Genomic DNA, 23,744 nt, shown 5'->3' with positions numbered 1-23,744 from the left:
GCACGTTACTGAGCGTTAGGCAACAACGGGCGTACGAGCTTGGCGAAGCCGCTGCGTTCGTTTTCATCGAGCGTGCCGAGCGGCGCGCGTGCGACGCCGACGGGCGTGCCTGCCAGCTCGCAGCCGTATCGGACGTATTGAATGAACTTGCCGCTGCGTTCCAGCAGCTCCAGCACGGGCAGCAACTGCGCCATCAGTTTGCGGCCGGTTGCGAAGTCGCCTTGCTTCACGCAGGCATCGAAGAGCGCGGTGTGCGCTTCGGGCAGGAAGTTGGACGCACCGCCCACCCAGCTCTTTGCGCCCCAGACGAAGAATTCGAGCGCCTGGTCGTCCATCCCGCAGCTCAGCACCAGTCGCTCCTTGAAGTGCGTCGCGAGATGATGCAAATGCGAAATATCGCCCGTGCTCTCCTTCATCGCGATGAAGTTGGGACGCTCCAGCAGTTTCGACAGCACGTCGTCGCTGATGTCCGTTCCCGTGCGCGCCGGAAAGTTGTACAGCATGACGGGCATGTCGAGGCTGTCGTCCACCTTCAGCAGATGGCTCAGCAGTTCGTCCTGAGTCGGCTGCGCATAGTACGGCGCGGCAAGCAGCAGCGCGTTCAGACCCGCGCGCTTCGCTTCCTGGCCGAGGCGGATCACTTCTTTCGTCGTCGTCGCGTTGATGCCGGCCGTCAGCCAGGTCTTGCCACCCGCCGCTTCGGCGACGGTATTGAACGTCTGCACGCGTTCGTCGAAACTCAACGCGTAGTATTCGCCCGTCGTTCCGCCGACGCTGAGGCCCGAGACACGGCCCGCGAGATTCGCGGCGTGCTTGCCGAGCAATGTGTGATCAATTTCGCCATCCGCCTTGAACGGGGTGACGAGCGGTGTGTGTACGCCCTCGAAGCTCATTTCGATTCTCTCTTGAGTAGTTAATCAGCGAATCGCTTTACACAAGCGCTTCGGCATGCGAGTAAATGGGGAACTGGCTGCACAGGTCTCTCACGCGACTACGGACAGCGCGCTCGACCTGTTCATCGCCTGCCGGTTCGTGTTCCAGCGCAGACAACACTTCCAGAATCATCTGGCCGATCTGCTCGAATTGCGCAGTGCCAAAACCGCGCGTCGTGCCTGCCGGTGTGCCGAGGCGAATGCCCGACGTGACTGTTGGGTTCTCCGTGTCGAACGGAATGCCGTTCTTGTTGCAGGTGATGCCGGCCCGCTCGAGCGCCTTCTCGGCCTGCGTACCCGTCAGACCCTTCGGGCGCAGATCGACAAGCAGCAAATGGTTGTCGGTGCCGTCCGTCACGAGGCTGAGACCGCCCGACTTGAGCACATCGCCGAGTGCCTGGGCGTTGCGCAGCACCTGGTCGATATACGCGGTGAACTCCGGCCGAAGCGCTTCGCCGAACGCGACCGCTTTGCCCGCGATGACATGCATCAGCGGCCCGCCCTGCAAGCCGGGGAAAACGGCCGAATTGATCTTCTTCGCGATGTCGCCGTTGTTGGTCAGGATGAAGCCGCCACGCGGACCGCGCAGCGTCTTGTGCGTCGTGGACGTCACGACATCCGCGAACCGAACCGGGTTCTCGTGCCGCCCCGCTGCGACGATACCGGCGATGTGCGCCATGTCGACCATCAACAGCGCGCCCACGCTATCGGCGATTTCGCGGAATGCGGCGAAGTCCAGCGCGCGCGGATACGCCGAATAGCCCGCGATGATGAGCTTCGGCCGATGCTCTTCAGCCAGCCGGCGTACCTCCTCATAGTCGATGCGATACGTTTGCGGATTCACGCCGTACTGGACCGCGTTGAACCACTTGCCGGACAGCGCGGGACGCGCGCCGTGCGTCAGGTGGCCGCCCGCATCGAGCGACATGCCCATCACCGTGTCGCCCGGCTTGACGAGCGCGAGCATCACCGCGCCGTTCGCCTGCGCGCCCGAGTGCGGTTGCACGTTGGCGAACTCGGCTTCGAACAGCGCCTTCACGCGGTCGATGGCGAGCGCCTCGATGCGGTCCACATGCTCGCAGCCGCCGTAGTAACGCTTCGACGGATAGCCTTCCGCGTACTTGTTGGTCAGCACGGTGCCTTGCGCTTCCATCACCGCCGCCGAGACGATGTTCTCGGAAGCAATCAGTTCGATCTGCGTTTGCTGGCGGCGCAACTCCAGCGCAATCTCCGATGCGATGACAGGGTCGCGGCTCTGGAGCGGTTCTGCAAAAAAGCGCGAGTTCTCGTTCACGTGGTTACTCCGGGAAAAATCGTGAAGCATGTAGTGCAAGACGGCAACAACCGGTTGATGCCATACGGGGTGCTGTGCGGCTTATTGCTGCAACCAGGCCTTCAGCTTTTCCGGATGGGCATCGACGAATTTCTTCGCCGCCGTCGCGTAGTCGTTCGTGCTGTTGCCTTCGAATTCAATCGCTTCGACGTCGGCGAGGCTCAGCTTGAAGTGTTTGAAGAACACGTCAGCACGGGGGAATTTCGTTGCGAACTGCTTCGATGCGAACGCGTGCACCTGCTCTTCGCCGCCCAACGTGCCTTTCGGGTCCTTCAGGTAGCGCATCTGCCATTTCTGGAACAGCCAGTGCGGGCTCCAGACCGTGGCGACGATCCATTGCTTCGACTGATAGGCGCGCGACACGCCCGCGAGCATGCCCGCCTCGCTCGACGATTGCAGGTTGTAGCCGTTCAGGTCGTACGCCTTGAGGGCCTTTTCGGATGCCTGCATCAGACCGCCGCCGGGTTCGATACCTTGAATGGTGCCGTTCAGCTTGCTCTTCACGTCCGGCTTTTCGAGGTCGGAAATCGTTGCAACCTGCGACTCGGGAATGTAGGCGGGGACCGCCCAACCGTTCTTGCCGCCCGTATAGATTACGCCGACGTCGTCCATGTCGTTCTTGTACTTCGCGTAGTAGGCGCCATGCGTCACTGGCAGCCATCCGCCGACCATGATGTCGAGATCGCCCCGCGCCACGCCCTGATACTGGATGCCGATATCCGCCTGCACGAACTGGACGGGCTGCTTGAGACTGGTCTCGAGCGCGTACTTGGCCACGTTGGCGACGGCCAGCACGTCCGCCCAGTTGGTCACGGCAATCTTGATCGGCTCGGCCGCCACAGCGTGGCCAGCGCTTATCGCAACCATCGTCGATACAGTCAGTTTCGCAACCAGAGATTTGAACAGATTGGTCTTCATACAGTACTCCTACGCGATTATGAAAATTTTAGAAAAATGAAAAAACTTAGCGATGTGGTGTGTTGTTGCTTTACTGCGAGACGACGGTGTGCGCTGGCGTCAGGTGCGCACCGCCGCATTCGTGCCGGGCTTTGCGGTTCGTACGGTGCGCTTCGCCTTCTTTGCCTTCACGCCGAAGCTCTCCGTGAGGCGGTCGAGTACGATGGCAAGCAGCACGACGCCCAGCCCGCCCTCGAAGCCGATCCCGATATCGAGCCGCTGGATGCCGCTCAACACGTACTCGCCGAGACCGCCCGCGCCGATCATCGATGCGACCACGACCATCGAGAGCGCCATCATGATGGTCTGATTCACGCCGGCCATGATCGACGGCAGCGCATTCGGCAACTGGATTTTCCAGAGCAGTTGCGAATCCGTGCTGCCAAACGAGCGTCCCGCTTCCAGCAGTTCTTCGCGCACCTGGCGAATGCCCAGTGTGGTGAGGCGTACGACGGGCGGCATCGAGAACACGATGGTGGCAATCACGGCGGGCACCCGGCCCAACCCGAACAGGATGACGGCGGGGATCAGATAGACGAATGCCGGCATCGTCTGCATGAAATCGAGCAGCGAGCGCAGCACCATTTCGACGCGTTTGTTGCGCGCGCCCCAGATGCCCAGCGGCACACCAATCACGAGACTGAAGACCGTCGCCGCCATCACCAGCGCCAACGTTGACACCGTCTGCGCCCAGAGTCCCATGTAGTGGATCGCCAGCAGCGCAATGCCGACGAAGACCGAGAACACGACGCCCCGGCGCCACAATGCAAATGCGACGAGAAGCACGAGCATCGCGACGAACGGAACGGCAGCGAGTCCATCTTCCAGCAACTTGATGACTGCGCCCAATGCGGCAGAGAAAGCGTCGAAGCCGCCGCGGAAATGCTGAAAGAGAAAGTTGACAGCGTTTTCCGCAAACTTCCCGATGACTGACGAGTTCATGCTGCTCTCCGTTCCATGACCTGCTTGAGAATCGTCCGGCAGGACACGACGCCTGCGAGCCTGCCGGCTGTATCGGTGACGGGTACGTCGTGTTGCTGGCTCAAGGCGATCGTGGCCAGTTGATGCAGATCCGTATCCAGCGCAACAGCGTTCACGTCGTTCACGAACGCTTCCCGGATCGAATGGGCACCCGTCTTGTGCAGCGAAGCCGGCGTGACGCAGCCCTGATATCGACCCGCTTCGTCGCACACGTAGCCGCATTCGACGCCGCTATCGATAAGCTGATTCAGGTAGCGCTCCGAAGGCGCGGCGACGTCGCAGGAAATCAGCCCGCGCTCGACCGTCGTCATCAGGCTTGAAGCTTTCAGAAAGCGCGAAACATCGACATTGCGGAAGAAGTCGCGCACGTAGGCATCGGCGGGCGACTGGATCAGTTCGGCAGGCGTGCCGACCTGAATGAGGCAGCCATCTTTCATGATGCCGATACGGCCGCCGATCTTGATCGCTTCTTCGATGTCGTGCGAAATGAACACGATGGTGCGCTGCTCTTCTTTCTGAAGCCGCAGCAGCTCGCTTTGCATTTCGAAGCGGATCAGCGGATCGAGCGCCGAGAAGGCTTCGTCCATCAACAGCACGGAAGGATTCACCGCAAGGGCGCGAGCGAGGCCGACCCGTTGCTGCATGCCACCGGAGAGTTCGCCCGGCAGCAGCTTTTCATACGAACCGAGACCGACCCGCGTCAGCGCGGTGCGCGCAATGTCGTATCGCTCGGCCCTCTTGAGACCCGCGACTTCGAGTCCATAGGCGATGTTGTCGAGCACCGTGCGGTTCGGCAGCAGCGCGAACGACTGGAACACCATCGCCATCTTCTTGCGGCGCACATCGCGCAGTTCCGGCGTCGACATGGGTGCAATGTCGCGGCCTTCGAGGATGACCTGGCCGGAGGTCGGCTCGATCAGCCGGTTGAGCAGACGCACCAGCGTCGACTTGCCCGAACCGGACAGGCCCATGACGACGAAAATTTCTCCCGCCTTGACGCTGAGGCTTACGTCGTTGACGGCAACCATGTTGCCCGTCTGCTCGAAAATTTCATTCCGGCCGAGACCTTGCCTGATCAGTTCAGCGGCACGCTCGGGCTTCGGTCCGAAGATCTTCGACAGGTTCTTGACCGTGAGAATATCGGTCCCGGAGATAGCGACAGGTTTCACCGCTGCGGAAGTATCTTCCGCTCCGAAGGCACCCGGATGGATCATACTGTCCGGCGCGAATGTCAGGTTTGGCGTCATTCTGTCATCCCAACTGGCGAGTTCAGGAAATCGGCGCCGCGCATTGCGTTTGCTTGATATGCGGCAGCACTCGATTGCGAACCCGGGTTTCTCCGCGCAATATGCCGCCTCTCTTCTGACGGGCAGAAGATTTGTGCGTCACATCCGGCGAACCGCGGGCTTAATGCATGAAGTGCAGCGTATCAAGCCAATTTGCTTCATCCAGCTACATTTTCTGCGCTCTTTCCCATACCTCAGGTAATGCAAGGTTTTCGTGCATTGGGTGCAAGAGCGTGCATTCGACGTTGGAATGACTCGCGCTTCGAGATGGGGCGGGGGTTTGCGGGCGAATGACGCGCCCGGCGGCGGGGGATGGGGCGCGAGGGACCCGTGCTGTTCTAGCGGCTTTGTAGGGAATGTACCAGGGCGGGGTAGTTATATAGCGGAATTGCCCCGTGGGACAAGGCTCTCTGCCGGCCGGAAGCATGAAGCTTGCAAATCACTTCCGGCCGGCCCGTGACGCACGCGGCGCCCGTGTCGCGACTCAGCGAGCCGGACCATCCTCGATGAATGCCGGCGGATCGCTCGCCGGGAACGAGTCGTCGAGCGCTTCGTCGAGGCGCGCTTCGGAGTGCTCCTCGGCCTGCCTTCGCGCTTCGGCGCGGCTTCCGGGCTTTGGTCTTGCCGCTGCTTCCGGCTGCCTTCGGTGCATCTTTCGCGGTGACGTCTTTCGACGCAGCCGGCGAGGCAGTCTTAGAACGCGGCCGGCACCGCTCCAGCCGGGTGGAAGTCGCGTTCGAGCTTCTCGCTTTTATAGCGTTGGAAAGCTTGCTCGTCGCCCTTCAGCAGACAAGCACATGCATTGGCGTCTCGATAGAGAAAAACATCGACATCGCCTCGTTTTATCTTCATGATGCGCCCGGACGGCAAGCTGTCTACTCCGAGTTCTTTTAGTTCGTTAGCCGGAACCGTCTTGAAGCCCGCCGTTGATAGCAGGTTTTCCTTCGCGCTCGCGCTCTCGCCAACACTCGTGCATGCGCCAAGCAGCAATGCAGCTATTAAGACCGCACCACGTATGATCGACGTTCTCATCAGAAAACCTCTTGAACTGCTATCGCATCTGCCAATTGCAAGCATCGAGATCACGCGTGACGTGATCCTCGGCACAGTAGAACGAGATCGATACAGCCGCCGTGGTCTTGACCACAACTTCCACGAGCGACAGATAGAAGAAAGTGCGCGACAGCGTGTACAAATCAGGCAGCGTCACGCCGATCACGACGATGCTAACCACGCAGAAGAATGCACACGCTGCAAGCGCAATGAACGAGCCGCACATCGCGGCCAGCGCAATGCCCGCGATGATCAGCTTCGTGAATAGGATGATGGCAATGTGGATCTTACCCATCGGGTAAAGCAGATCCCAATACGTTTCGACAAGCGACCACAACAACATCGCTGCAATGGACGCTCTGCATGCGATGCCGGGCGTGGCATGCGAAGGTTGCGTAGCTTCGTCGCGCTCAAGCTCCGCGACCAAGGCATATTGTTCGGCGCGCATGGCGACCTCCTTCCAGACACAGCGAGTGAATCGATTTCACCGAGTATCCAAGGATGGTCGTGCGCGCAAGCTCGCGTTCTCTACGGAAATTGCCGATATGAACGGCGTCGTGCGCGTCAGATCGTGCTCTATTTGTTCGCGGGCTCGGGACGCCGCAATTCCTCACGTCCATCGTCATCGCGCGCGGGGTAACGATGCTGGCCATACCGAAGGATGTACACGCTGATCGCGAGCACGGCGATACCTAACGTGGTGAGCAGAACGTGCTGGTCAGCCGTGTCGCCAGCGCGGAGTATCAGATCCCGCGCAAGCGACGCCATCGCGATGTACAGCGGAAAGCGAACAGGCATTTGCCCGAGACGCAGATAGCGCGCGTCCATCGCCAGCACTTCCAGATACAGAAACATCAGCAACAGATCGGTCAGCGAAACTTGCCCGGCCATCAACACTCGCCACGCTTCGATCGCCATCGCATACGCTGTCGCAAGACCAATCAGGATCAGGCCCGCAAGTTCGACGACGTTGATGAAACGATCGAATCTGCGCCGTATGTTCTCGGTCAGATTCTGTTCAGGACAATCTTTCATATCGACAATCTCGCCATCTCAGCATGCAATGGCACAGAGCTTATCGCGTCCAACTAGTCCGAATGACGTACACATCCATCGCTTCATGTGAAGCACAGAAAGCGTGTCACGACCGAAGATTTTCCGTCCAGGTATTTTGCGCGACGGTGAGATTCGGCAACTGCTCACGCAAGAACTGAATCCACGTCTTCAGCCTGGTATTGAACGAGTGTCGCGGCGGATAAATCGCAACGTACTGAACCTGTTGCGAGCTGTACTCGGGTAACAGATGAACGAGCTTTCCAGCGCGCAAATGCGGCAGCGCATCCGCGATCGGCAGAATGCCCACACCCATCCCGCGACACAATGCCACTGCCATCGCATCGGCCAGATTGACGGAGAATACGATCCTTCCCGGCACGGCCGATTCTTCGCCATCCGGTCCGTCGAAATGCCACTCACTTTGTGGCGCAAGCGGCGACCGCAATTCGAGGCATGCATGCTGGTGCAGCTGGGCGAGCGAGGCCGGCGAACCGTGACGCTCCACATACTCCGGCGACGCACAAAGAATGCTGTGCGCGCTGCCGACACGTTGCGACAACAAGCCGCACTCTGCAAGCTCCGCCCCCTGGACCAGCGAGACGTCATACCCTTCCTCGATCAGATCGGGCACTCGCTGAGCCAGCGTGAGTTCGATCTGCACATTCGGAAAGCGTTCGCGATAACGTGAGATGACGGGAACGACATAGTGCTGCCCAAAGCCTGTGACGGAATGGATCTTCAACTTTCCGGACGGGTTGGGCAGACCGCTTTCTGCTTCTGTTTCCGCCTCGTCGACGCTAGCAAGAATGTGGACGCACTGCTGCAGGTATCGCTGGCCTGCTTCCGTCGGCGAGATGCGGCGTGTCGTGCGATTCAGCAAGCGGGTGCTGAGGCGCAACTCGAGATCGCTCACGGCTCTCGATGCATTCCCGACTGTCGTTCCGACATCGCGTGCCGCCGCCGTGAAACTCCCTGTTTCGACGACGCGCATGAACATACGCATGTTTTCGAAAGTATCCATCGTGACGCTCTTCAATGTTCATCTGCGTCGGATTCTTGCATGAAGCACTCGCGATATTGCGCGATATTTCAGCAAGATTGCCTTGTCCATCGAGAGGTAATGCGCTGACCGGATTCCACGACATTCGGCAAAGCAGATTTCAAGGCGAGCGTGTTTATCCCCGCGCGCTGGGCGCCTAGACTGAACCTCAGATTCGCGAACAAACGCTTCGCGATGTTACTGGCCCAGCCACGAGGTAGAGATCATGAAGAACTTGTTGAAGGCTGCTGCACTGGTCGCAGCGATTGCAATGCCGCTGACGTCTTTCGCGCAGACCACCCAACCCGTCACACGCGCACAGGTAAAAGCCGAACTGGTGCAGTTGGAAAATGCGGGCTACCACCCATGGGACTTCAGCGACACGGACTACCCCGACAAGATCCAGGCTGCCGAAGCGAAAGTCGCCGCGCAAAACCAGCAAGCACAAAACAGCGGATATGGACCGTCCACGACTGGAGACTCGCAGTCGGGCCATCGCTCAACGGACACACTGACTCCGTCTTCCAGCCCAACCTATGACCACCACTGAAGGCATCGCCGGCTGATCCATCTTCGTGACGGATTAGCCGGCAACATCGAACGCCATAATTCGCCCTCCAGCGTCGCAATCACTGCGACTGCTTCGACATCACAAACCCAAACAGCTCTTCGCTCAACAGCGCGCCTTCTTCGGATAGCGCCGCATAGCCGCGCCCATCGTCTGCGACTTCAAACCTAACCAGATCCGCCGACTCAAGATCGGTCAACGCCCTGCGCAACGTGCTCATCGGCAACGCGCTACGCTTCGATAACTTCGCAAGCGACCAGGGTTCCTCGCGCTCCTCATTAAATGCAGTCCACAGCTGTTCGAGCACATCGATAAACACCGCGTCGAATTCGATGCTTGCGGGTACGGCTTCGCTATCCAATTCCATCTCCATCACAGTTCACAAAGACGGCGCGATTGTAGTCACGAACGCGCGGTTCGCACTTTCTCCGAAGCACTGCATTGCGCAGAAGAACGAAGCGTGCATTTACGAAAGAAGGCGCGCTATCCGGTCTTATTTCGCAGTGAAGACGGCAGTACAGCCGTGCTTTTCCAACTGTACTCTTCAGCACCCCGTCAATGTGTGCGCTCCGGTCAACTGTATTTGAATCTATTCTTCCCTCCAGTCGGATGCGTGAATGAAGAACCTGTTTCCAGGCTTCAGCGCAGCACAGTCAACGGGAGCCGAACTCATGGACAAACCGAAGCAGCAGGGCCGTATCGAGCCATATCATCACCCCGCAGCGGGCTGGGGCGCACTCAAGTACGTCGCCATCAATCTGATCAAGGAGCGGGTGGCAGGCGGAAGCTACCGCACGCTCTTCAAGCAGAACCAACCCGATGGTTTCGATTGCCCGGGTTGTGCATGGCCCGATCGCGAGCACGCATCCACCTTCGAGTTCTGCGAGAACGGCGTGAAGGCCGTTGCCGCCGAAGCGACGACCAAGCGCGTCACGCGCGACTTCTTCGCGGCGAACACGACAGAAGCGCTGATGAAGCAGACCGACTACGAGCTTGAGCAGCATGGCCGGTTGACCGAGCCGATGGTGTACGACCCGATGACCGACACGTACAAGCCGATCGAGTGGAACAACGCATTCGCACTGATCGCCGGGCATCTGAACAAGCTGGCGTCGCCGCACGAGGCCGCGTTCTACACGTCGGGCCGTGCCAGCAACGAAGCCGCGTACGTGTATCAACTGTTCGTGCGGATGTTTGGCACCAACAATTTCCCCGACTGCTCGAACATGTGCCACGAAGCAACGAGCCGAGGCCTCCCCGGCACCGTCGGCGTCGACAAAGGGACCGTGACGCTCGAAGACTTCGAGCACGCTGACACGATCATCATCTTCGGCCAGAACCCGGCGACGAATCACCCGCGCATGCTCGGCGAGCTGCGCGAAGCCGCGCGTCGCGGCGCGACCATCGTGTCCGTCAATCCGCTGCGCGAGCGCGGACTGGAACGCTTCGCGAGCCCGCAGCACCCCGTCGAAATGCTGACGATGGGCAGCACAAAAATCGCATCGCTGTTCATCCAGCCGAAACTCGGCGGCGACTTCGCGCTGATCAAAGGCGTCGCAAAGCATATTCTGGAACTGGACGACATTGCCGTCGAAAACGGCACGGAACGCGTGCTCGATCTCGACTTCATCGCGCGTCATACGCTCGGCTTCGAAGCATTCGCCGAAGACCTGCGCAATGAAGACTGGTCGCTGCTCGAACGCGAATCGGGTGTCGCGCGCGAAGATATCGAAGCGCTCGGCCGTATCTATGCGAACGGCAAGCGCACCATCGCGACATGGGGCATGGGCCTTACCCAGCACAAGCATTCGCATCAGACGGTTCACATCCTGTCGAACCTGATGATGATGAAGGGCAATATCGGCCGGCTCGGTGCGGGTCTTTGCCCGGTGCGCGGACATTCGAACGTGCAAGGCAACCGCACGGTTGGTATCGAAGAACGACCAACGGCTGAGTTCCTCGACCGCCTTGCGCAGGTCTACAGTTTCGAGCCTCCTCGCGGGCAAGGACTGGACGTGGTCGAAACCGTGGAGGGCATGCTCGAAGGTCATGTGAAGGTTTTCATCGGACTGGGCGGCAATTTCGCCATGGCGACGCCCGACACGTACCGCACATGGGACGGGCTGCGTGCCTGCGATCTGACGGTTCACATCACGACCAAGCTCAACCGCAGCCATCTCGTGCACGGCAAGCACGCCCTCATTCTGCCGACGATGGGCCGCACGGAAATCGACGTCCGCAACGGCGTCTCGCAAGGCGTGACGGTCGAAGACTCGATGAGCATGGTGCACATCTCGTATGGCATGAATACGCCCGCTTCGAAGCATTTGATGTCCGAGACGGCCATCGTCGCGAACATCGCGCATGCAACGCTCGGCGACAGCAAGGTCAACTGGCTCGCATTTGCCGACGACTATTCGCTGATCCGCGACGACATCGCCAAGGTGTTCGACGACTTCGCCAACTACAACGAACGCATCAGGCATCCGGGCGGCTTCCATCTGCGCGTCGCATCGCGCGAACTCGAATGGGAGACGTCGACGGGTAAGGCGAACTTCGTCGTCCATGCCGTTCAGGAAGACACGCCTATCAAGCGCGCGCAAAAGATTCACGGCGAACGTCTGATGACGCTGATGACCACGCGCTCGCACGATCAGTACAACACCACCGTCTACGCGCTCGACGATCGTTATCGCGGTGTGTTCGGCCAACGCCGCGTGGTCTTCATCAATCCCGCCGATATCGAAATGCTGGGATTCAAGAATGGCGACTGGGTCGACATGACGACGGTCTGGGATGACGGCATCGAACGCCGTGCGAATTCGTTCCGCCTCGTCGAATACGACATTCCGCGCGGCTGTATTGGGGCTTACTACCCGGAGACCAATCCGCTCGTGCCGCTGCATAGCGTGGGCGACGTCTGCAATACGCCGACCTCGAAGTCGATTCCGGTGTTGCTGCATCACTCCGCCGAACCGGCCGTCGCGCATCCGTTCTGAGCCGTCAGCGTCACTTTTGTATCGCGCCGGGCGCGGCGTCCCCTTCGCGCCCGGCGTCAACCTGGAAAATGGTATCCGTCATGTCTCTGGAAGCCCTACACCTCGCACGCGGCCAGTTCGCGATGACCGCGATCTTTCACATACTGTGGCCGATTCTCACGATCAGCCTCTCCGCGTTCCTGCTCGTAGTGGAAACGCTGTGGGTCAAGACGAATGAAGTCGTCTGGTACCGGCACGCGCGCTTCTGGAGCAAGCTGCTTTTGCTGAACTTCGCCGTCGGCGTGGTCAGCGGCATTCCGATGGAGTTCCAGTTCGGCACCAACTGGGGCCCGTTCTCGAACTTCACGGGGCAATTCTTCGGCAACATCCTCGGCTTCGAAGGCGCGATGGCGTTCATGCTCGAAGCGGGCTTCGTCGGCATCATGATGCTCGGATGGGGCCGCGTGCCGAAGGGCGTGCATCTGTTCGCGACGGCGATGGTCGCGCTCGGCTCGACGCTGTCCGCGTTCTGGATCATGGTCGCAAACTCGTGGATGCAAACGCCCGCCGGTGTGGCCGTGGAGAACGGCAAACTGGTTGTGACGAGCTATATGAAGGCCATTTTCAATCCGGACATGATCTGGGGCGTCAGCCACATGTGGTTCGCGGCGCTCGAAACGGGTCTCGTCGTGGTGGCGGGCATCTCCGCGTACTACCTGTTCAAGCGCCGCAACCCGGAGTTTTTCGTCCGCTCGTTCAAGGTCGCGCTGCTTTTGCTCGCGTTCATCGCCCCCGTGCAGATCTGGCTTGGCGATTCGAGCGGCGTCGACGTGTTCGAAACGCAGCCTGCAAAGGGTGCGGCCATTGAAGGCCACTGGGAAACTAATGCACCGGGCACGGGCGCCTCATGGTCTCTGCTCGCATGGCCCGACAAGGCGAAGCAGGGCAACGACTGGTCGCTCGAAGTACCGGGCATGCTGAGTGTGCTCGGCACGCACAGTCTGCACGGCCAGGTTAAAGGCCTGAAGGATATTCCCGTTGCCGACCAGCCGCCGATGCTGCCGCTGCTGTATTACGCATTCCGCGCAATGGCGGGCATTGGCTTCCTGTTCATGGTGCTCGCATTCTGGACGATCTATGTGTTCCGCAAGACGCGCGGCAATATGCAGGCGCTGCTCGATCAGAAGAAGCTGTTCCTCGCGTGGGTGCTTGCCATTCCGCTGCCGTATATCGCGGTGGAATGCGGCTGGATCGTGCGCGAAGTCGGTCGCCAGCCGTGGGTCGTGTATGGACTGTTGCGCACCGAGCACGCCGCGTCCGCGATCTCGCCGACGGCGATCAGCGGCAGCATGCTGATGTTCGCGGCGTTCTATGTGGTGCTGATCACGTCGTTCTTCGTCTTCGCGCGACGCTGGCTCAAGAACGGCCCCGACCTGACGCTGACGCCGCCCGCCGAACCCGCGCCGCGCACGACGCAACAGGCAATCGAATACTGATCTCTTATCGACAGGCTGAAAAATGAACGCCGTGACAACACAGGAATTACTCAGTAACGCATGGTTCGGCATCATCGGACTCATGCTCGTCTTCTACGTGGTGACGGACGGCTTCGACCTTGGCGTCGGCATCCTCACGCTGTTCCGGCGCGACGAATCGGACCGCGACGTCATGATCCAGTCGATCGGTCACGTATGGGATGCCAACGAAACGTGGCTGGTCGCACTCGGCGGCGCGCTGTTCGGCGCGTTCCCGGCGGCGTACTCGCTGCTGCTCACCCAGCTCTACGTGCCCGTGATGCTGCTGATCGCGAGCCTCATCATGCGCGGGGCGTCGATCGAGTTCCGCCATGCGGCCCATCGCAGCAAGCGGGTCTGGGATGCCGTGTTCGGCATTGGCAGCCTGCTCACCGCGATCTGCCAGGGCATCGTGCTCGGCAAGGTGTTGACGGGATTGGTCCCGGGCGTCGACAGCGCCGCCTTCATCGCGATCACAGCGATCGGCGTGGTGTCCGGCTACTCGCTGCTCGGTGCGACGTGGCTCATCAAGAAGACGACGGGCGCCATCGAGGACGCTTCGCGCCGTTACGCAACCTACGCGGTCTTCACAACGGTGATCGCCGCCATCGTGGTGTCGCTGGGCACCGTGAAGATCACCACTGTTGGGGTGACGCGCTGGGACGACGTCGGCGTTTTCCATGTACTGCTCGCGCTTGCCGTGCTGGCCGCCGCCGCGTTCGTGTATATCCTCTACGCGATCCGGATGCGCGGCGAACATAGCCCGTTCATTGCGTCGATGGTGTTGTTCGTCGTGTCGTTCGCGGGTCTCGCGATCAGCCTGTTCCCGTACATCGTGCCCGGACAACTGTCGATTGCATCTGCTGCATCGGACGGCACGACGCTCGTGTTCATGCTGTTCGGCATCGGCATCGTGTTCCCGGTCATGATCGGCTACAACCTGTTCCAGTACCACCTGTTCCGCGGCAAGGTCGTGCCCATCAAGCACTGATTCTCACGCCCGCCACGCAACGCCGGTGCCGCACTCGACGCGCGCACCGGCGTATGCGTCAGACGCGCGGCTTAAAGCCGCATACCTTTGTGTGATTTCATCGCACTATGCATCTTTGTAGACTGGCGGGAACAGTGTCACGCATTGCAACGGAATTGAGAATATGGACCTGACGGAGTGCGACGGTACGGTGCAGCAGCGTGTGACCCGCGTGCGCGACAGCGCCGTCAGCGTGGCGGACGATCTCGTCGTGCAGGAAATGCCCGTTTCCCTCGTGTACAACGGCATTTCGCACGCCGTGATGATGTGCACGCCATGCGACCTCGAAGCGTTCGCCGTGGGGTTTTCGTTGACGGAAGGACTTGTCGATCGCGCCGCCGATATCTTCGACGTGGCAGTAGAACGTCATGCGGACAGCGTCGTGATTGACATGACGGTCGCCAGGGAAGCGCTCGCACGAATCAAGCAGACGCGGCGCACGCTAGCTGGCCGGACCGGCTGCGGTGTATGCGGGATCGAAAGCATCGATCTGCTCGACCTTCAACCGCAGCCTGTCCGCGATTCGAGCGCCGCGCGCGAAGTGAGTGCGGCGGCGATCGGGCGCGCCGCGAGAGAGTTTCCCGAATGGCAGAACCTGATGCGTAGCACGGGCGGTGCGCACGCTGCTGGATGGTGCTCGCTGAACGGCGCCGTACTGGCTGTGATGGAAGACGTCGGCCGGCACAATGCGTTGGACAAGCTGATCGGCACGCTCGCAGGGCGTGACGTCGATCTGACACGCGGCTTCGTCTTCATGTCCAGCAGGGCGAGCTACGAACTCGTGCGCAAAGCGGCGAGACTGGATATTCCGATGATCGCGACGATTTCCGCGCCCACGTCGCTTGCGATACGCATCGCTCATGAAGCGCAGATGCGTCTCGTGAGCTTTTGCCGTAGGGACGGATTCGTCGAATATTGCGCAACGTCTGCGTTGAAACCGGCATGAGGTCCGATGCAATGAGCCAAAGTCCCGACACATGCATCGCTGAAAAACCAGATTTGCTCGCTGACTTCGATTCGGCGCAGCAGTCGCTACTCGCCAGTACCTTTTCTCTCGATCTATGCGAGCAGGTATCGGTCGAAGAATGCGCGGGGCGTGTGCTGCTCGACGACGTGATCGTCGTTCACGATATGCCGCATGCCGACAACAGCGCGATGGACGGCTACGCGATTCGTTACGCGGACTTTGCCGCGAGTACTGCATTTCCTGTTCAGGACCGTCATTACGCCGGCGCGATGCCGCCGCCGCTACAGCCGGGCAAAGCAACGCGGCTCTTCACAGGCAGCCTGCTTCCTGAAGGCGCTGACACCGTCGTGATGCAGGAGCACGTATCCGTAGACGGCGAACGCATCGAGATCAACAGGCCCGTGCGTGCAGGACAACACGTGCGGCGTCGCGGGGAATTCGCACGGCGCGGCGATACGCTGATCGCCAAAGGCACGGTGCTGAATGCGGCACACGTCGGATTGCTCGCAATGCAGGGAATCGACTGGGTCCGCGTGCAGCGCAAGCTGCGCGTCGGCGTTCTGACGACGGGCGATGAACTTGTGCGCGTCGGCGAGCCGATGCGGCCCGAGCAGAGCTATGACAGCAACGGACCGATGCTGTCGGCACTGGTGCGCGGCATGGGCGCGTCCGTCAGTTCGCGGCTTCACGCAAAGGACGAGTTCGCGCAAACGCGCGGCGCCATTGCCCATCTGCTTGCACATTCCGATGTCGTCATCAGCGCGGGCGGCATTTCGACGGGCGAGAAAGACCTGTTGCGATCCGTGCTCGATTCGCTTGGGGGCGAGCTAGAGGTTTGCAAAGTACGCATGAAACCCGGCAAGCCTTTTTCCGTCGGCACCGTGGCGGGCAAGAAACTGGTGTGCCTGCCGGGCAATCCGGGCGCGGCGTATGTCGTGTTTGCGTTGTTGGTCAGCCCGATGCTGCGACAACTCCAGGGGCGACGCGCTGCGCTGCGTCGCACGCAGATGCTTCCGTTTAGCGGCCACACACGCGTTGCCGGCCACCGCGACGAGTTCCTACGAGTCGAGTTGCGCGTCGCGCCCGACGGCACACCACAACTGCATCCGTTCGATCAGCAAAGCCCGGGATCGCTCAACACGCTGGCCGCAGCGACGGGCCTTGCGCGCATCCGGGCGGGCGGCACCGTGAACGACGGCGAGCTTGTCGAGTACTACGACTTCGGGACGTGGCTCGCGTAACCAGCCGCGCGCCCCTCTCCCGCCGCGATGTTCATGACCGGCAACGTGCGATTACACAAGCCGATTCGCACGTAGGGCCGCACCATCGAGCCATTGCCCGTGCCACGCCCGTACCGATCACTCAAAATCGAAATCCGAGTCTTATGGACATGATTCAAAACATGCGCGTATTCACGCGCGTTGTCGAAAGCGGCAGCTTCACGGCTGCCGCCCTGACCTTCGATGCGGCGCCCAGCGCCATGTCGCGTGCAGTCACCGAACTGGAAACGCACCTGCGCGTCCGTCTGCTGACGCGTTCCACGCGCAGTCTCGCGCTCACGCCTGCCGGGCAGGTGTATCTGGAGCGCTGCAAGCGGATTCTCTCCGACATCGCGAGCGCCGAAGAAGCCGTGAGCGAAGCGCATCAACGTCCCGCCGGGACACTGCGCATCGTCAGCTACGCGAGCATTGGCCAGCACTACATTCTTCCCGCGATCTCGAAGTATCGCTCGATCTATCCCGACGTGCGCGTGGAGTTGACGCTGACGCAAAGCACGCCTGCGCTGTACGCAATGGGCGCGGACGTCGCTATTTTTCCGGCGTCGTCGCTGTCCGACTCGGAGATGATTTCGCACACGCTCGGTTCTACGCGCAACGTGCTGTGCGCTTCGCCGGAATATGTTCGCGCGCGCGGGTTGCCGAATGCGCCCTCCGAACTCGCGATGCACGATTGCCTGACGCTCAGCATGCCGGGATTTCCAACCTGCGAATGGATGTTCGAGAAGTCCGGCGACACGGAAGTCGTGCACGTCGACAGCCTTTTGCAGGCCAATATCGCGGAGTCGCTGATCGTCGCGATACGCAACGGCATGGGAATCGGCGCACTGCCTTCCTATGCGGCCGTTCCCGCGTTGAAAGACGGTAGCCTCGTGCGCGTGCTGCCGCAGTACTCGCTGCAGAAGATGAACATCTATGTGCTGTATCCCGCAGGCAAATTCGTCGATGCGCGCACGAAGACGTGGGTATCCTTCGTTCGCGATTACGTCTCCGAGCTGATCACACGCGATGAGGCCGCGCTACAGCAGCCCGTTATCGAAAGTCTCTGCTCGACCTGATTGGCCGTCACGTTTCTGCTTCAGCCGAAGTGAAACGGCGCTTCCGTATCGACGAGCGTGCTGCGCATGAAACGCAGACACGCTCGCATACGCCGCACCTGCTGGATCTTCTGCGTCGCGCCATATAGTTCGTCGATCATGCGGCACGTCACGCTGATTTGCGCGTCGATCGCCGCAATGCATTGCGCGAGATTCGACTGCGACGGATCGTCGAACAGCCGTGCGAGACCGTTCATGGTCTTGTCCGTCAACGCCTGCCAGTCGGGACGTATGATCGAAACGAAATGCGCTTCCCGGTTGCCCGTTCTCAGATCGATCGCGGCATGGCCGATTTCGAGCACGGCCAGCATCCATAGCAATGCGTCGTCGTAGCCCTTCGGATGTTGCGGCGAAAGCGCCCGAAGTTGCGCCGTCATGTCGTGCGTGCTCGACTGGAAGACTTCGTTCAGGCCTTCGAGAGACTCCGTGCACGTCAGCCGAACCTGTCCGCGCAGATCACGTGTCAATGCCGCAAGCCGCCACGGAATTTCGACGGGGAACACCACAGCGAAGGCGAGCGCACAGGCCAGCATCGAGATCGTAATTGCAAGCCCATTGTTCAATAACTGCTGCGGCATGTAGTGGATCACGTTATCGGGCCCAGCCAGCACGCAAAAGAAGATGCAGAAGCTCACGCCGCAGCCCGTCAGCTTCGGACGCGTGGCGAGAAATGCGCCAAAGCCCAGCACCGGCGCGAGGACGAAGCACAGCAGCGGAAAACCCGTGATGTTCGGATACAGAAAGCCAAGCGCGACATAGCCCATCGCAGTGGCCATGACGGCGCCGCCTGCCATCTGCATGCAGAACTTTGCAGGCGTCGGAGAATTCGAGCTGAGTGCCGCAGTCGCCGCCGCGCCAATGATCGCGTATCCGCCGCTCGGCCAATCACTCGACAGCCAGAAAGCGCCAATCGTTCCGAGTATCACGGCCGTCGTGACGAACGTGAGCAGGACCACGTAGCGGTTCGTCTTGACCACGTACTTCACTTCGGCATCTTCGAGCGCATGCCGCTGGTAGGCAAGCGACACATAGGTTTGCGCATACCGCACATAGCCCGATGCAAAGGCGTCGAGCAATTCGATCGCCGTATCGAAGTCGAGTTGCTCTTCGTCATTCAGCAGTTCGCCGGTGTCGTTCAATGCCGCGCGCGCCTGACTCGATAGCGTATTGCGAAACGCCGCGGCATTGGCCGCTTTTTCACCGACGTAGACATCGTCCACCAGCGCAGGATCGTGATGCACGGCAATCGCGTGCGCCAGTTCCTCACAAAACGGCCTGAGGACGTCGACGATGCGATGCCGGTCCGACGCGCCGATTCGCGTCATGAAACGATGCAACGCGTGCAGCCGCGTGCAGAGATCCATGAAGTCGCTATTGAGCCGCGCGAGCCGTTTCGTTCTTGCGCGGATATCGGGGTCTTCGAACGAGGCGAAGGCGCGCGTCGTTTCGAAGCCCACCACGCTATCGACGAATTCGCCGTATTGGGTCCGAAAAACGGCCGCGTCGATCTCTTCGCTCAGCGACCGCGCGGCAAAGCTCGAGAAATTGGCGAAGCGTTCGCGCCGCATATGCTTGAGCCGCGTACCCGACCATTGCGGAAACACAATCGCGCTGACAAGGCCCGAGCACAGAATGCCGAGAAGCACTTCGGCCGCGCGATTCAGCGCGGCGATAAAGAGGCCATCGGGATTGAGCACAGTCGGAATGCCGATCAGCGCAGCCGTGTATCCGGCGAGCACGAACGCATACCACTGGAAACTCCTGTAGCGCAGCGCGGCAGCCGTGCACAGCGCGACCCACAGGCTCATGCCGGCGACGTACAACGACGCCTGCTGCGGAAACAGCGCACCGAGCGCGACGGCGGCGATGGCGCCCGCCGCCGTACCGAGCACGCGGTAGAAGCTCTTCGACAACACCATGCCGCTGAGCGGCTGCATCAGCACGAAGACGGTTGCCATCGCGGTTCGCGGCGCGGGGATCTCCAGCTTCATGGCGATGCCCATCGCGAGGAACGCGGCCGTCAATGTCTTCGCCAGATGCAGCCAGATCAAGCCGTTCGTCGCGGCCCAATGCGACACGTGCATGCGGATCGATCTGAGCCAGGCGCGTTCGACTCGCGAGACCGTCATTTCCATGGAAAAGCCTTTGTTCGATGTTGCCTGGGATGCTCGCCTTGCAGCGACTAAAAAAATACCCAAGCCGCAGGGGCTTGGGCGAATCCATCAGGGTCGATGGAGAGAGTCGACACTATCTTGAACGTTCGATTCCGCCCCCGCTGCCCTGCGCGAACGGAATTTTCGATAACGCCCGCTACCTGCGGGTTTCAACTGTCCCCTGTGGGACTCGGTGCAACTGTGCATCCTGTGTGCCGCGCACGCCGGTATTGTGTGGACATGAGGTAGCCCCTTTCATCCGGCTGCCCGCTACACATCGCGACGTCATATGGAACACGACACATACACTGAAGAAACCCTGCTGAATCTGCTGCGCGTGATCGCGCAAGCAACAGATCCCAAAGGCAAGCTCGTCACCACGAAAGCCATTGCCGAGCAAACGGGTTTGCCGCTCGAACTCGCCACCCGATTCATCTTCGGCCTCGCCGACGCAGAAGCCGTCGAACTGGAATCATGCGGAAGACGGGACACGTCGGTACGCATCACGCGTTTCGGGCAGGAGATTCTCCAGATGGAATCCTGATGTCACAAAGTCGCGCCGTGTAATGAAAGCGGCCGCGTCTTGTCGTCGCTCTTGACGACGACGGTGCAGGTCGTTCCCGCTGCAAGTTCGACTCCATCGGGCACCGAATCGATCTTGATCCGCACGGGCACGCGCTGCGCCAGTCGCACCCAGTTGAACACGGGATCGACGTTCGCGATCAGTTCCTTGCTCTCCGGGTTGTCCTGATCGTAGATGCCGCGCGCAAGGCTCTCTACATGCCCTTGCAGCACGCCGCCGCTCAGCAGCCGCATTTCGGCCTTGTCGCCGACTTTCACGTGCGGCAGCTTGGTTTCTTCGAAGTACCCGTACACCCAGAACGAATGCGCGTCGACCACGGCGAGCTTCGCCGTCGAGATGGTCGCGTAGTCGCCTTGCCATGTCGTCAGGTTCGTCACGTAGCCGTCGACGGGAGACACGACCCGGGTTCTCGACAGATTGAGCTTCGCGGCATCGAGTGCGGCGACGGCTTCTTCGTAAGCGGCCTGTGCGGCGTCTGCCGTGTGCTGCGAGTCTTCCTTCGTTTCCGTCGATACCACTTCGTTATCGAGCGCCGCGCGTCGTTGCGCGTTGTCGCGCCTTAGCGCCAGTTCCGCCTTGCGGGCGGCCACCGTGGCTTCTGCCTGCTGAACGGTAATCTCGTAGTGCGACGGATCGATCTGCATCAGCAGGTCGCCTTTCCTGACGTACTGATTGTCATGTACCGGCAAGCCGACGATGATGCCCGACACGTCAGGCGCAACGGTCACGATCTCGGCATGCACGCGCCCGTCGCGCGTCCACGGTGCGTACATGTAGTGCACCCATAGCGTGCGTCCCACCACGGCAGCGATCAGAACGAACAGCGTCGTCGCGAGCGCCCCTACGATTTGCTTGCCTTTCATTTCGTCCTCTTGTTCTCGTCACCGGTACACAAACAGACTCAGGCCGCCGCAGACCATCACGAGCAGACTCGCGCGAAAGAGCGCCGGATGCCACACGAACTTGTAAATCGACACATAGGCGAGCGCGCGATCGAGCAGCCACGTCAAACCCGCGCCGCCGACGCAGATCAGGATCAGGCTCGGCATATAGGTGTCGAAGAATGCAATTTCACGCGGCATGGCGGGTTCTCCGTGTGGAGCTTGAATGGAGTTCGAAGCGCGTCATTGGCTCAGTCCAGGCGCAGCGGGCTTTTCGCCCAGTCCAAATGGATGAAGACTCGCCTTCGGCGCGGTCTGATCGGACGACGGGCCGTCTGAAGGTTGCGCCAGCCCGCCGCCCAACGCGACCACGAGCGACGCCCGATTGTCGAGGCGTGCCGCCTGAACCTTCGCGACGCTTTCCTGCGCGTTCAACAATTGCGTCTGCGCGATCAGCACGTTGACGTAATCGGTCAGACCGCGCGTGAAGCCCTTTTTCGCGAGGTCATAGTTCTTCTGCGCAATCGAAACGGAACGCTCCGCATCGTCCTGTTGCGTCTGTAGCGAACGCATGTGCACGACTTCGTCGGAAATTTCCTTGAGCGCGTTGACGATAGTCTGGTTGTATCCGTCGACAGCTTCGTCGTAGCTCGCCGAAGCCGCCCCCAATTGCGAGCGCAAGCGGCCGCCATTGAAGATCGGCAGCGATAGTGCCGGGCCCGCTGTCCAACTGCCGCTCATCGATTTGAAGAACTGGAATAGCGGACCGGCCGCAGCATAACCGCCCACCGATGCGAGCAGATTGATGTCCGGATAGAACTCGGCTTTCGCCACGTCGATGCCGCGCGCCTGCGCCGCTACCGTCCATCTCGCTGCAACGACGTCGGGACGATGCCCGATCAGGTCGGCGGGGAGCGTCGAGGGCAGACCGATTGGCGTGTTCATCGACAGGTTCGGGCGCGTCAACGCGTCGCCTGCGCCCGGCCCTTTTCCCGCCAGCGCGGCAAGCCGGTTCTTGTTCAACGCAATCGATTCTTCGACGGCATCCACGCGCCGCTCGTAGTCGGGAATAGGCGTCTGCGCCTGCGTGACTTCGAGTTCCGTGCCGAGCCCGCCGTTGAAACGCCGCACCGCAATGTCCGCGATCTTCTTCTGTTGATCGAGCGTGGCATTGGCGATATCGAGCAACTGATAGTTCAGCGACAGGTCGACATACGTCCGCACGACATTCGCTTCGAGTTCGAGCTGCGCCGCTCGTTCATCCGCCGCCGTCGCGTGCGCGAAGTCGAGCGCCTTGAGCGTGTTGTTCTGGTCCTTGCCCCACACATCGAGGTGATACGAAAACTGCAGCGCGGCCGTGTTGTCCCAGGTGGTCGCATCCGCGAGCGGCCCTGGACCATAGAACACGTTGTCGGGCCAGCCGTGACGCTGCACGGACATCGTGCCGTTCACCTGCGGCGCCATCGCCGAACGGGCAATGCCCGTCATCGATTGCGCTTCGCGAATGCGCGCCTGTGCCGCCGCCAACGACGGACTGCCGCTCACGGCCATCGCAATCCATGCATTCAGCTGCGGATCGCCATACGCGGTCCACCAGTCCGATGCGGGCCATTGCGCGTCGGTATCGGCCGCACGTATCGCATTGCCCGCGTCGAGCGACGCGGGATCCAGATGCTTTGCCTGAGCGTGGATGCCACCTGTGCTCGCGCATCCGACTAATGTCAACGAAGCGCCGAGAACCGTAGCGATGGCCACTCGTTTCCATATTGGCGCCAACACAGTTCAACCTCTCCAAAGAAACCCGACGAATGGCGTTTATGTTTTTGCCAGGTCAGACACGAAACACGATACGGGCTATCGCGCCTGATCACTTTCGGAATCCTTCCGTGCGCATTCGAAATGCACGCTGACAGTAAGGACAACGCCGTGCCCGTCGATCGAAGGCGAAAGTCTAAGAGCGCGCGCAAACACGAATAAGGGGGCGATCCGGTAAGGAGATTTGCTCGATTTCGTCGATATCGACCGGCCCACATGCGCAGATTCGACAACGCGTCATGTC

At 60.6% G+C, this 23,744-nt stretch carries 22 protein-coding genes; 8 read left to right on the top strand and 14 right to left on the bottom strand.

Features of this window, described 5'->3' with window-relative positions:
* Positions 1 to 5: 5 nt before the first annotated feature.
* The 9 genes from C2L64_RS34985 to C2L64_RS34945 all read right to left on the bottom strand — a co-directional run bounded on the left by C2L64_RS34985 (position 6) and on the right by C2L64_RS34945 (position 8,619).
* Positions 6 to 893, bottom strand: coding sequence for a dihydrodipicolinate synthase family protein (locus C2L64_RS34985; RefSeq protein WP_007584654.1), 888 nt, complete (start codon positions 891 to 893; stop codon positions 6 to 8).
* A 37-nt stretch (positions 894 to 930) separates the two neighbouring features.
* Positions 931 to 2,226, bottom strand: a complete 1,296-nt coding sequence (gene glyA, locus C2L64_RS34980; protein ID WP_007584653.1) for a serine hydroxymethyltransferase — start codon at positions 2,224 to 2,226, stop codon at positions 931 to 933.
* Positions 2,227 to 2,307: 81 nt separating this feature from the next.
* A complete protein-coding gene (locus C2L64_RS34975; protein WP_007584652.1) occupies positions 2,308 to 3,183 on the bottom strand; it encodes a glycine betaine ABC transporter substrate-binding protein in 876 nt (291 codons plus the stop codon).
* Positions 3,184 to 3,282: 99 nt separating this feature from the next.
* Entirely contained in the window at positions 3,283 to 4,164 is an 882-nt protein-coding gene (locus tag C2L64_RS34970) for an ABC transporter permease (protein WP_007584651.1), read from the bottom strand.
* Positions 4,161 to 5,450, bottom strand: a complete 1,290-nt coding sequence (locus C2L64_RS34965; RefSeq protein WP_007584650.1) for a quaternary amine ABC transporter ATP-binding protein — start codon at positions 5,448 to 5,450, stop codon at positions 4,161 to 4,163. The genes C2L64_RS34970 and C2L64_RS34965 overlap by 4 nt, the downstream gene beginning before the upstream one ends.
* Before the next feature lie 732 nt (positions 5,451 to 6,182).
* Positions 6,183 to 6,521 carry a hypothetical protein gene (locus C2L64_RS34960; RefSeq protein WP_007584649.1) on the bottom strand — a complete coding sequence of 113 codons (339 nt, stop codon included), beginning with the start codon at positions 6,519 to 6,521 and terminating at the stop codon, positions 6,183 to 6,185.
* Positions 6,522 to 6,540: 19 nt separating this feature from the next.
* Positions 6,541 to 6,990 (bottom strand): hypothetical protein, encoded by a 450-nt coding sequence (locus C2L64_RS34955; RefSeq protein ID WP_007584648.1) that lies wholly within the window; start codon positions 6,988 to 6,990, stop codon positions 6,541 to 6,543.
* Between the two features lie 128 nt (positions 6,991 to 7,118).
* Positions 7,119 to 7,577, bottom strand: a complete 459-nt coding sequence (locus C2L64_RS34950) for a phosphate-starvation-inducible protein PsiE (RefSeq protein ID WP_007584646.1) — start codon at positions 7,575 to 7,577, stop codon at positions 7,119 to 7,121.
* A 106-nt stretch (positions 7,578 to 7,683) separates the two neighbouring features.
* Complete coding sequence (locus C2L64_RS34945) at positions 7,684 to 8,619, bottom strand: LysR family transcriptional regulator (protein WP_007584644.1); 936 nt, start codon at positions 8,617 to 8,619, stop codon at positions 7,684 to 7,686.
* Positions 8,620 to 8,863: 244 nt separating this feature from the next.
* Here C2L64_RS34945 and C2L64_RS34940 point away from each other — a divergent pair, with 244 nt between their 5' ends.
* Entirely contained in the window at positions 8,864 to 9,187 is a 324-nt protein-coding gene (locus C2L64_RS34940) for a DUF4148 domain-containing protein (protein ID WP_007584643.1), read from the top strand.
* Between the two features lie 79 nt (positions 9,188 to 9,266).
* On the opposite strand, the gene C2L64_RS34935 is transcribed toward C2L64_RS34940, so the two are convergent.
* Complete coding sequence (locus tag C2L64_RS34935; RefSeq protein ID WP_238554668.1) at positions 9,267 to 9,572, bottom strand: helix-turn-helix domain-containing protein; 306 nt, start codon at positions 9,570 to 9,572, stop codon at positions 9,267 to 9,269.
* A 304-nt stretch (positions 9,573 to 9,876) separates the two neighbouring features.
* On the opposite strand from C2L64_RS34935, the gene C2L64_RS34930 reads away from it, so the two are divergent.
* The 6 genes from C2L64_RS34930 to C2L64_RS34905 all read left to right on the top strand — a co-directional run bounded on the left by C2L64_RS34930 (position 9,877) and on the right by C2L64_RS34905 (position 18,029).
* Positions 9,877 to 12,204 carry an FdhF/YdeP family oxidoreductase gene (locus C2L64_RS34930; protein ID WP_103153745.1) on the top strand — a complete coding sequence of 776 codons (2,328 nt, stop codon included), beginning with the start codon at positions 9,877 to 9,879 and terminating at the stop codon, positions 12,202 to 12,204.
* Positions 12,205 to 12,284: 80 nt separating this feature from the next.
* On the top strand, positions 12,285 to 13,679 hold the full coding sequence (locus C2L64_RS34925) for a cytochrome ubiquinol oxidase subunit I (RefSeq protein ID WP_007584638.1): 1,395 nt from the start codon (positions 12,285 to 12,287) through the stop codon (positions 13,677 to 13,679).
* Between the two features lie 22 nt (positions 13,680 to 13,701).
* A complete protein-coding gene (gene cydB, locus C2L64_RS34920) occupies positions 13,702 to 14,688 on the top strand; it encodes a cytochrome d ubiquinol oxidase subunit II (RefSeq protein WP_007584637.1) in 987 nt (328 codons plus the stop codon).
* A gap of 163 nt (positions 14,689 to 14,851) precedes the next feature.
* A complete protein-coding gene (gene fdhD, locus C2L64_RS34915) occupies positions 14,852 to 15,673 on the top strand; it encodes a formate dehydrogenase accessory sulfurtransferase FdhD (RefSeq protein ID WP_007584636.1) in 822 nt (273 codons plus the stop codon).
* 11 nt (positions 15,674 to 15,684) lie between these two features.
* A complete protein-coding gene (locus C2L64_RS34910) occupies positions 15,685 to 16,935 on the top strand; it encodes a molybdopterin molybdotransferase MoeA (protein ID WP_007584635.1) in 1,251 nt (416 codons plus the stop codon).
* Positions 16,936 to 17,078: 143 nt separating this feature from the next.
* Positions 17,079 to 18,029: a LysR family transcriptional regulator gene (locus C2L64_RS34905; RefSeq protein ID WP_007584634.1), complete on the top strand. Its 951-nt coding sequence runs from the start codon at positions 17,079 to 17,081 to the stop codon at positions 18,027 to 18,029.
* A gap of 20 nt (positions 18,030 to 18,049) precedes the next feature.
* On the opposite strand, the gene C2L64_RS34900 is transcribed toward C2L64_RS34905, so the two are convergent.
* Positions 18,050 to 20,203, bottom strand: a complete 2,154-nt coding sequence (locus C2L64_RS34900) for an FUSC family protein (protein WP_007584632.1) — start codon at positions 20,201 to 20,203, stop codon at positions 18,050 to 18,052.
* 307 nt (positions 20,204 to 20,510) lie between these two features.
* On the opposite strand from C2L64_RS34900, the gene C2L64_RS34895 reads away from it, so the two are divergent.
* On the top strand, positions 20,511 to 20,765 hold the full coding sequence (locus C2L64_RS34895; protein ID WP_007584630.1) for a hypothetical protein: 255 nt from the start codon (positions 20,511 to 20,513) through the stop codon (positions 20,763 to 20,765).
* Positions 20,766 to 20,767: 2 nt separating this feature from the next.
* On the opposite strand, the gene C2L64_RS34890 is transcribed toward C2L64_RS34895, so the two are convergent.
* The 3 genes from C2L64_RS34890 to C2L64_RS34880 are packed head-to-tail and all read right to left on the bottom strand — an operon-like array spanning position 20,768 to position 23,440.
* On the bottom strand, positions 20,768 to 21,667 hold the full coding sequence (locus C2L64_RS34890) for an efflux RND transporter periplasmic adaptor subunit (protein WP_007584628.1): 900 nt from the start codon (positions 21,665 to 21,667) through the stop codon (positions 20,768 to 20,770).
* Positions 21,668 to 21,685: 18 nt separating this feature from the next.
* Positions 21,686 to 21,886, bottom strand: a complete 201-nt coding sequence (locus C2L64_RS34885; protein WP_007584626.1) for a DUF1656 domain-containing protein — start codon at positions 21,884 to 21,886, stop codon at positions 21,686 to 21,688.
* A 42-nt stretch (positions 21,887 to 21,928) separates the two neighbouring features.
* Positions 21,929 to 23,440, bottom strand: a complete 1,512-nt coding sequence (locus tag C2L64_RS34880; RefSeq protein WP_007584624.1) for an efflux transporter outer membrane subunit — start codon at positions 23,438 to 23,440, stop codon at positions 21,929 to 21,931.
* Positions 23,441 to 23,744 lie beyond the last annotated feature (304 nt).

The sequence above is a fragment of the Paraburkholderia hospita genome (assembly GCF_002902965.1).
Taxonomy (GTDB): domain Bacteria; phylum Pseudomonadota; class Gammaproteobacteria; order Burkholderiales; family Burkholderiaceae; genus Paraburkholderia; species Paraburkholderia hospita.
The sequence above is the reverse complement of the archived record's forward strand: the minus strand, read 5'-3'. Positions and strand labels throughout refer to the sequence as shown.

Excerpts from the sequence above, each read along its gene's own strand:
- C2L64_RS34985 (WP_007584654.1), bottom strand. The coding sequence starts at position 893 with ATGAGCTTCGAGGGCGTACACACACCGCTCGTCACCCCGTTCAAGGCG.
- C2L64_RS34975 (WP_007584652.1), bottom strand. The coding sequence starts at position 3,183 with ATGAAGACCAATCTGTTCAAATCTCTGGTTGCGAAACTGACTGTATCG.
- C2L64_RS34970 (WP_007584651.1), bottom strand. The coding sequence starts at position 4,164 with ATGAACTCGTCAGTCATCGGGAAGTTTGCGGAAAACGCTGTCAACTTT.
- C2L64_RS34965 (WP_007584650.1), bottom strand. The coding sequence starts at position 5,450 with ATGACGCCAAACCTGACATTCGCGCCGGACAGTATGATCCATCCGGGT.
- C2L64_RS34960 (WP_007584649.1), bottom strand. The coding sequence starts at position 6,521 with ATGAGAACGTCGATCATACGTGGTGCGGTCTTAATAGCTGCATTGCTG.
- C2L64_RS34955 (WP_007584648.1), bottom strand. The coding sequence starts at position 6,990 with ATGCGCGCCGAACAATATGCCTTGGTCGCGGAGCTTGAGCGCGACGAA.
- C2L64_RS34950 (WP_007584646.1), bottom strand. The coding sequence starts at position 7,577 with ATGAAAGATTGTCCTGAACAGAATCTGACCGAGAACATACGGCGCAGA.
- C2L64_RS34945 (WP_007584644.1), bottom strand. The coding sequence starts at position 8,619 with ATGGATACTTTCGAAAACATGCGTATGTTCATGCGCGTCGTCGAAACA.
- C2L64_RS34940 (WP_007584643.1), top strand. The coding sequence starts at position 8,864 with ATGAAGAACTTGTTGAAGGCTGCTGCACTGGTCGCAGCGATTGCAATG.
- C2L64_RS34935 (WP_238554668.1), bottom strand. The coding sequence starts at position 9,572 with ATGGAATTGGATAGCGAAGCCGTACCCGCAAGCATCGAATTCGACGCG.
- C2L64_RS34930 (WP_103153745.1), top strand. The coding sequence starts at position 9,877 with ATGGACAAACCGAAGCAGCAGGGCCGTATCGAGCCATATCATCACCCC.
- C2L64_RS34925 (WP_007584638.1), top strand. The coding sequence starts at position 12,285 with ATGTCTCTGGAAGCCCTACACCTCGCACGCGGCCAGTTCGCGATGACC.
- cydB (WP_007584637.1), top strand. The coding sequence starts at position 13,702 with ATGAACGCCGTGACAACACAGGAATTACTCAGTAACGCATGGTTCGGC.
- fdhD (WP_007584636.1), top strand. The coding sequence starts at position 14,852 with ATGGACCTGACGGAGTGCGACGGTACGGTGCAGCAGCGTGTGACCCGC.
- C2L64_RS34910 (WP_007584635.1), top strand. The coding sequence starts at position 15,685 with ATGAGCCAAAGTCCCGACACATGCATCGCTGAAAAACCAGATTTGCTC.
- C2L64_RS34905 (WP_007584634.1), top strand. The coding sequence starts at position 17,079 with ATGGACATGATTCAAAACATGCGCGTATTCACGCGCGTTGTCGAAAGC.
- C2L64_RS34900 (WP_007584632.1), bottom strand. The coding sequence starts at position 20,203 with ATGGAAATGACGGTCTCGCGAGTCGAACGCGCCTGGCTCAGATCGATC.
- C2L64_RS34895 (WP_007584630.1), top strand. The coding sequence starts at position 20,511 with ATGGAACACGACACATACACTGAAGAAACCCTGCTGAATCTGCTGCGC.
- C2L64_RS34890 (WP_007584628.1), bottom strand. The coding sequence starts at position 21,667 with ATGAAAGGCAAGCAAATCGTAGGGGCGCTCGCGACGACGCTGTTCGTT.
- C2L64_RS34885 (WP_007584626.1), bottom strand. The coding sequence starts at position 21,886 with ATGCCGCGTGAAATTGCATTCTTCGACACCTATATGCCGAGCCTGATC.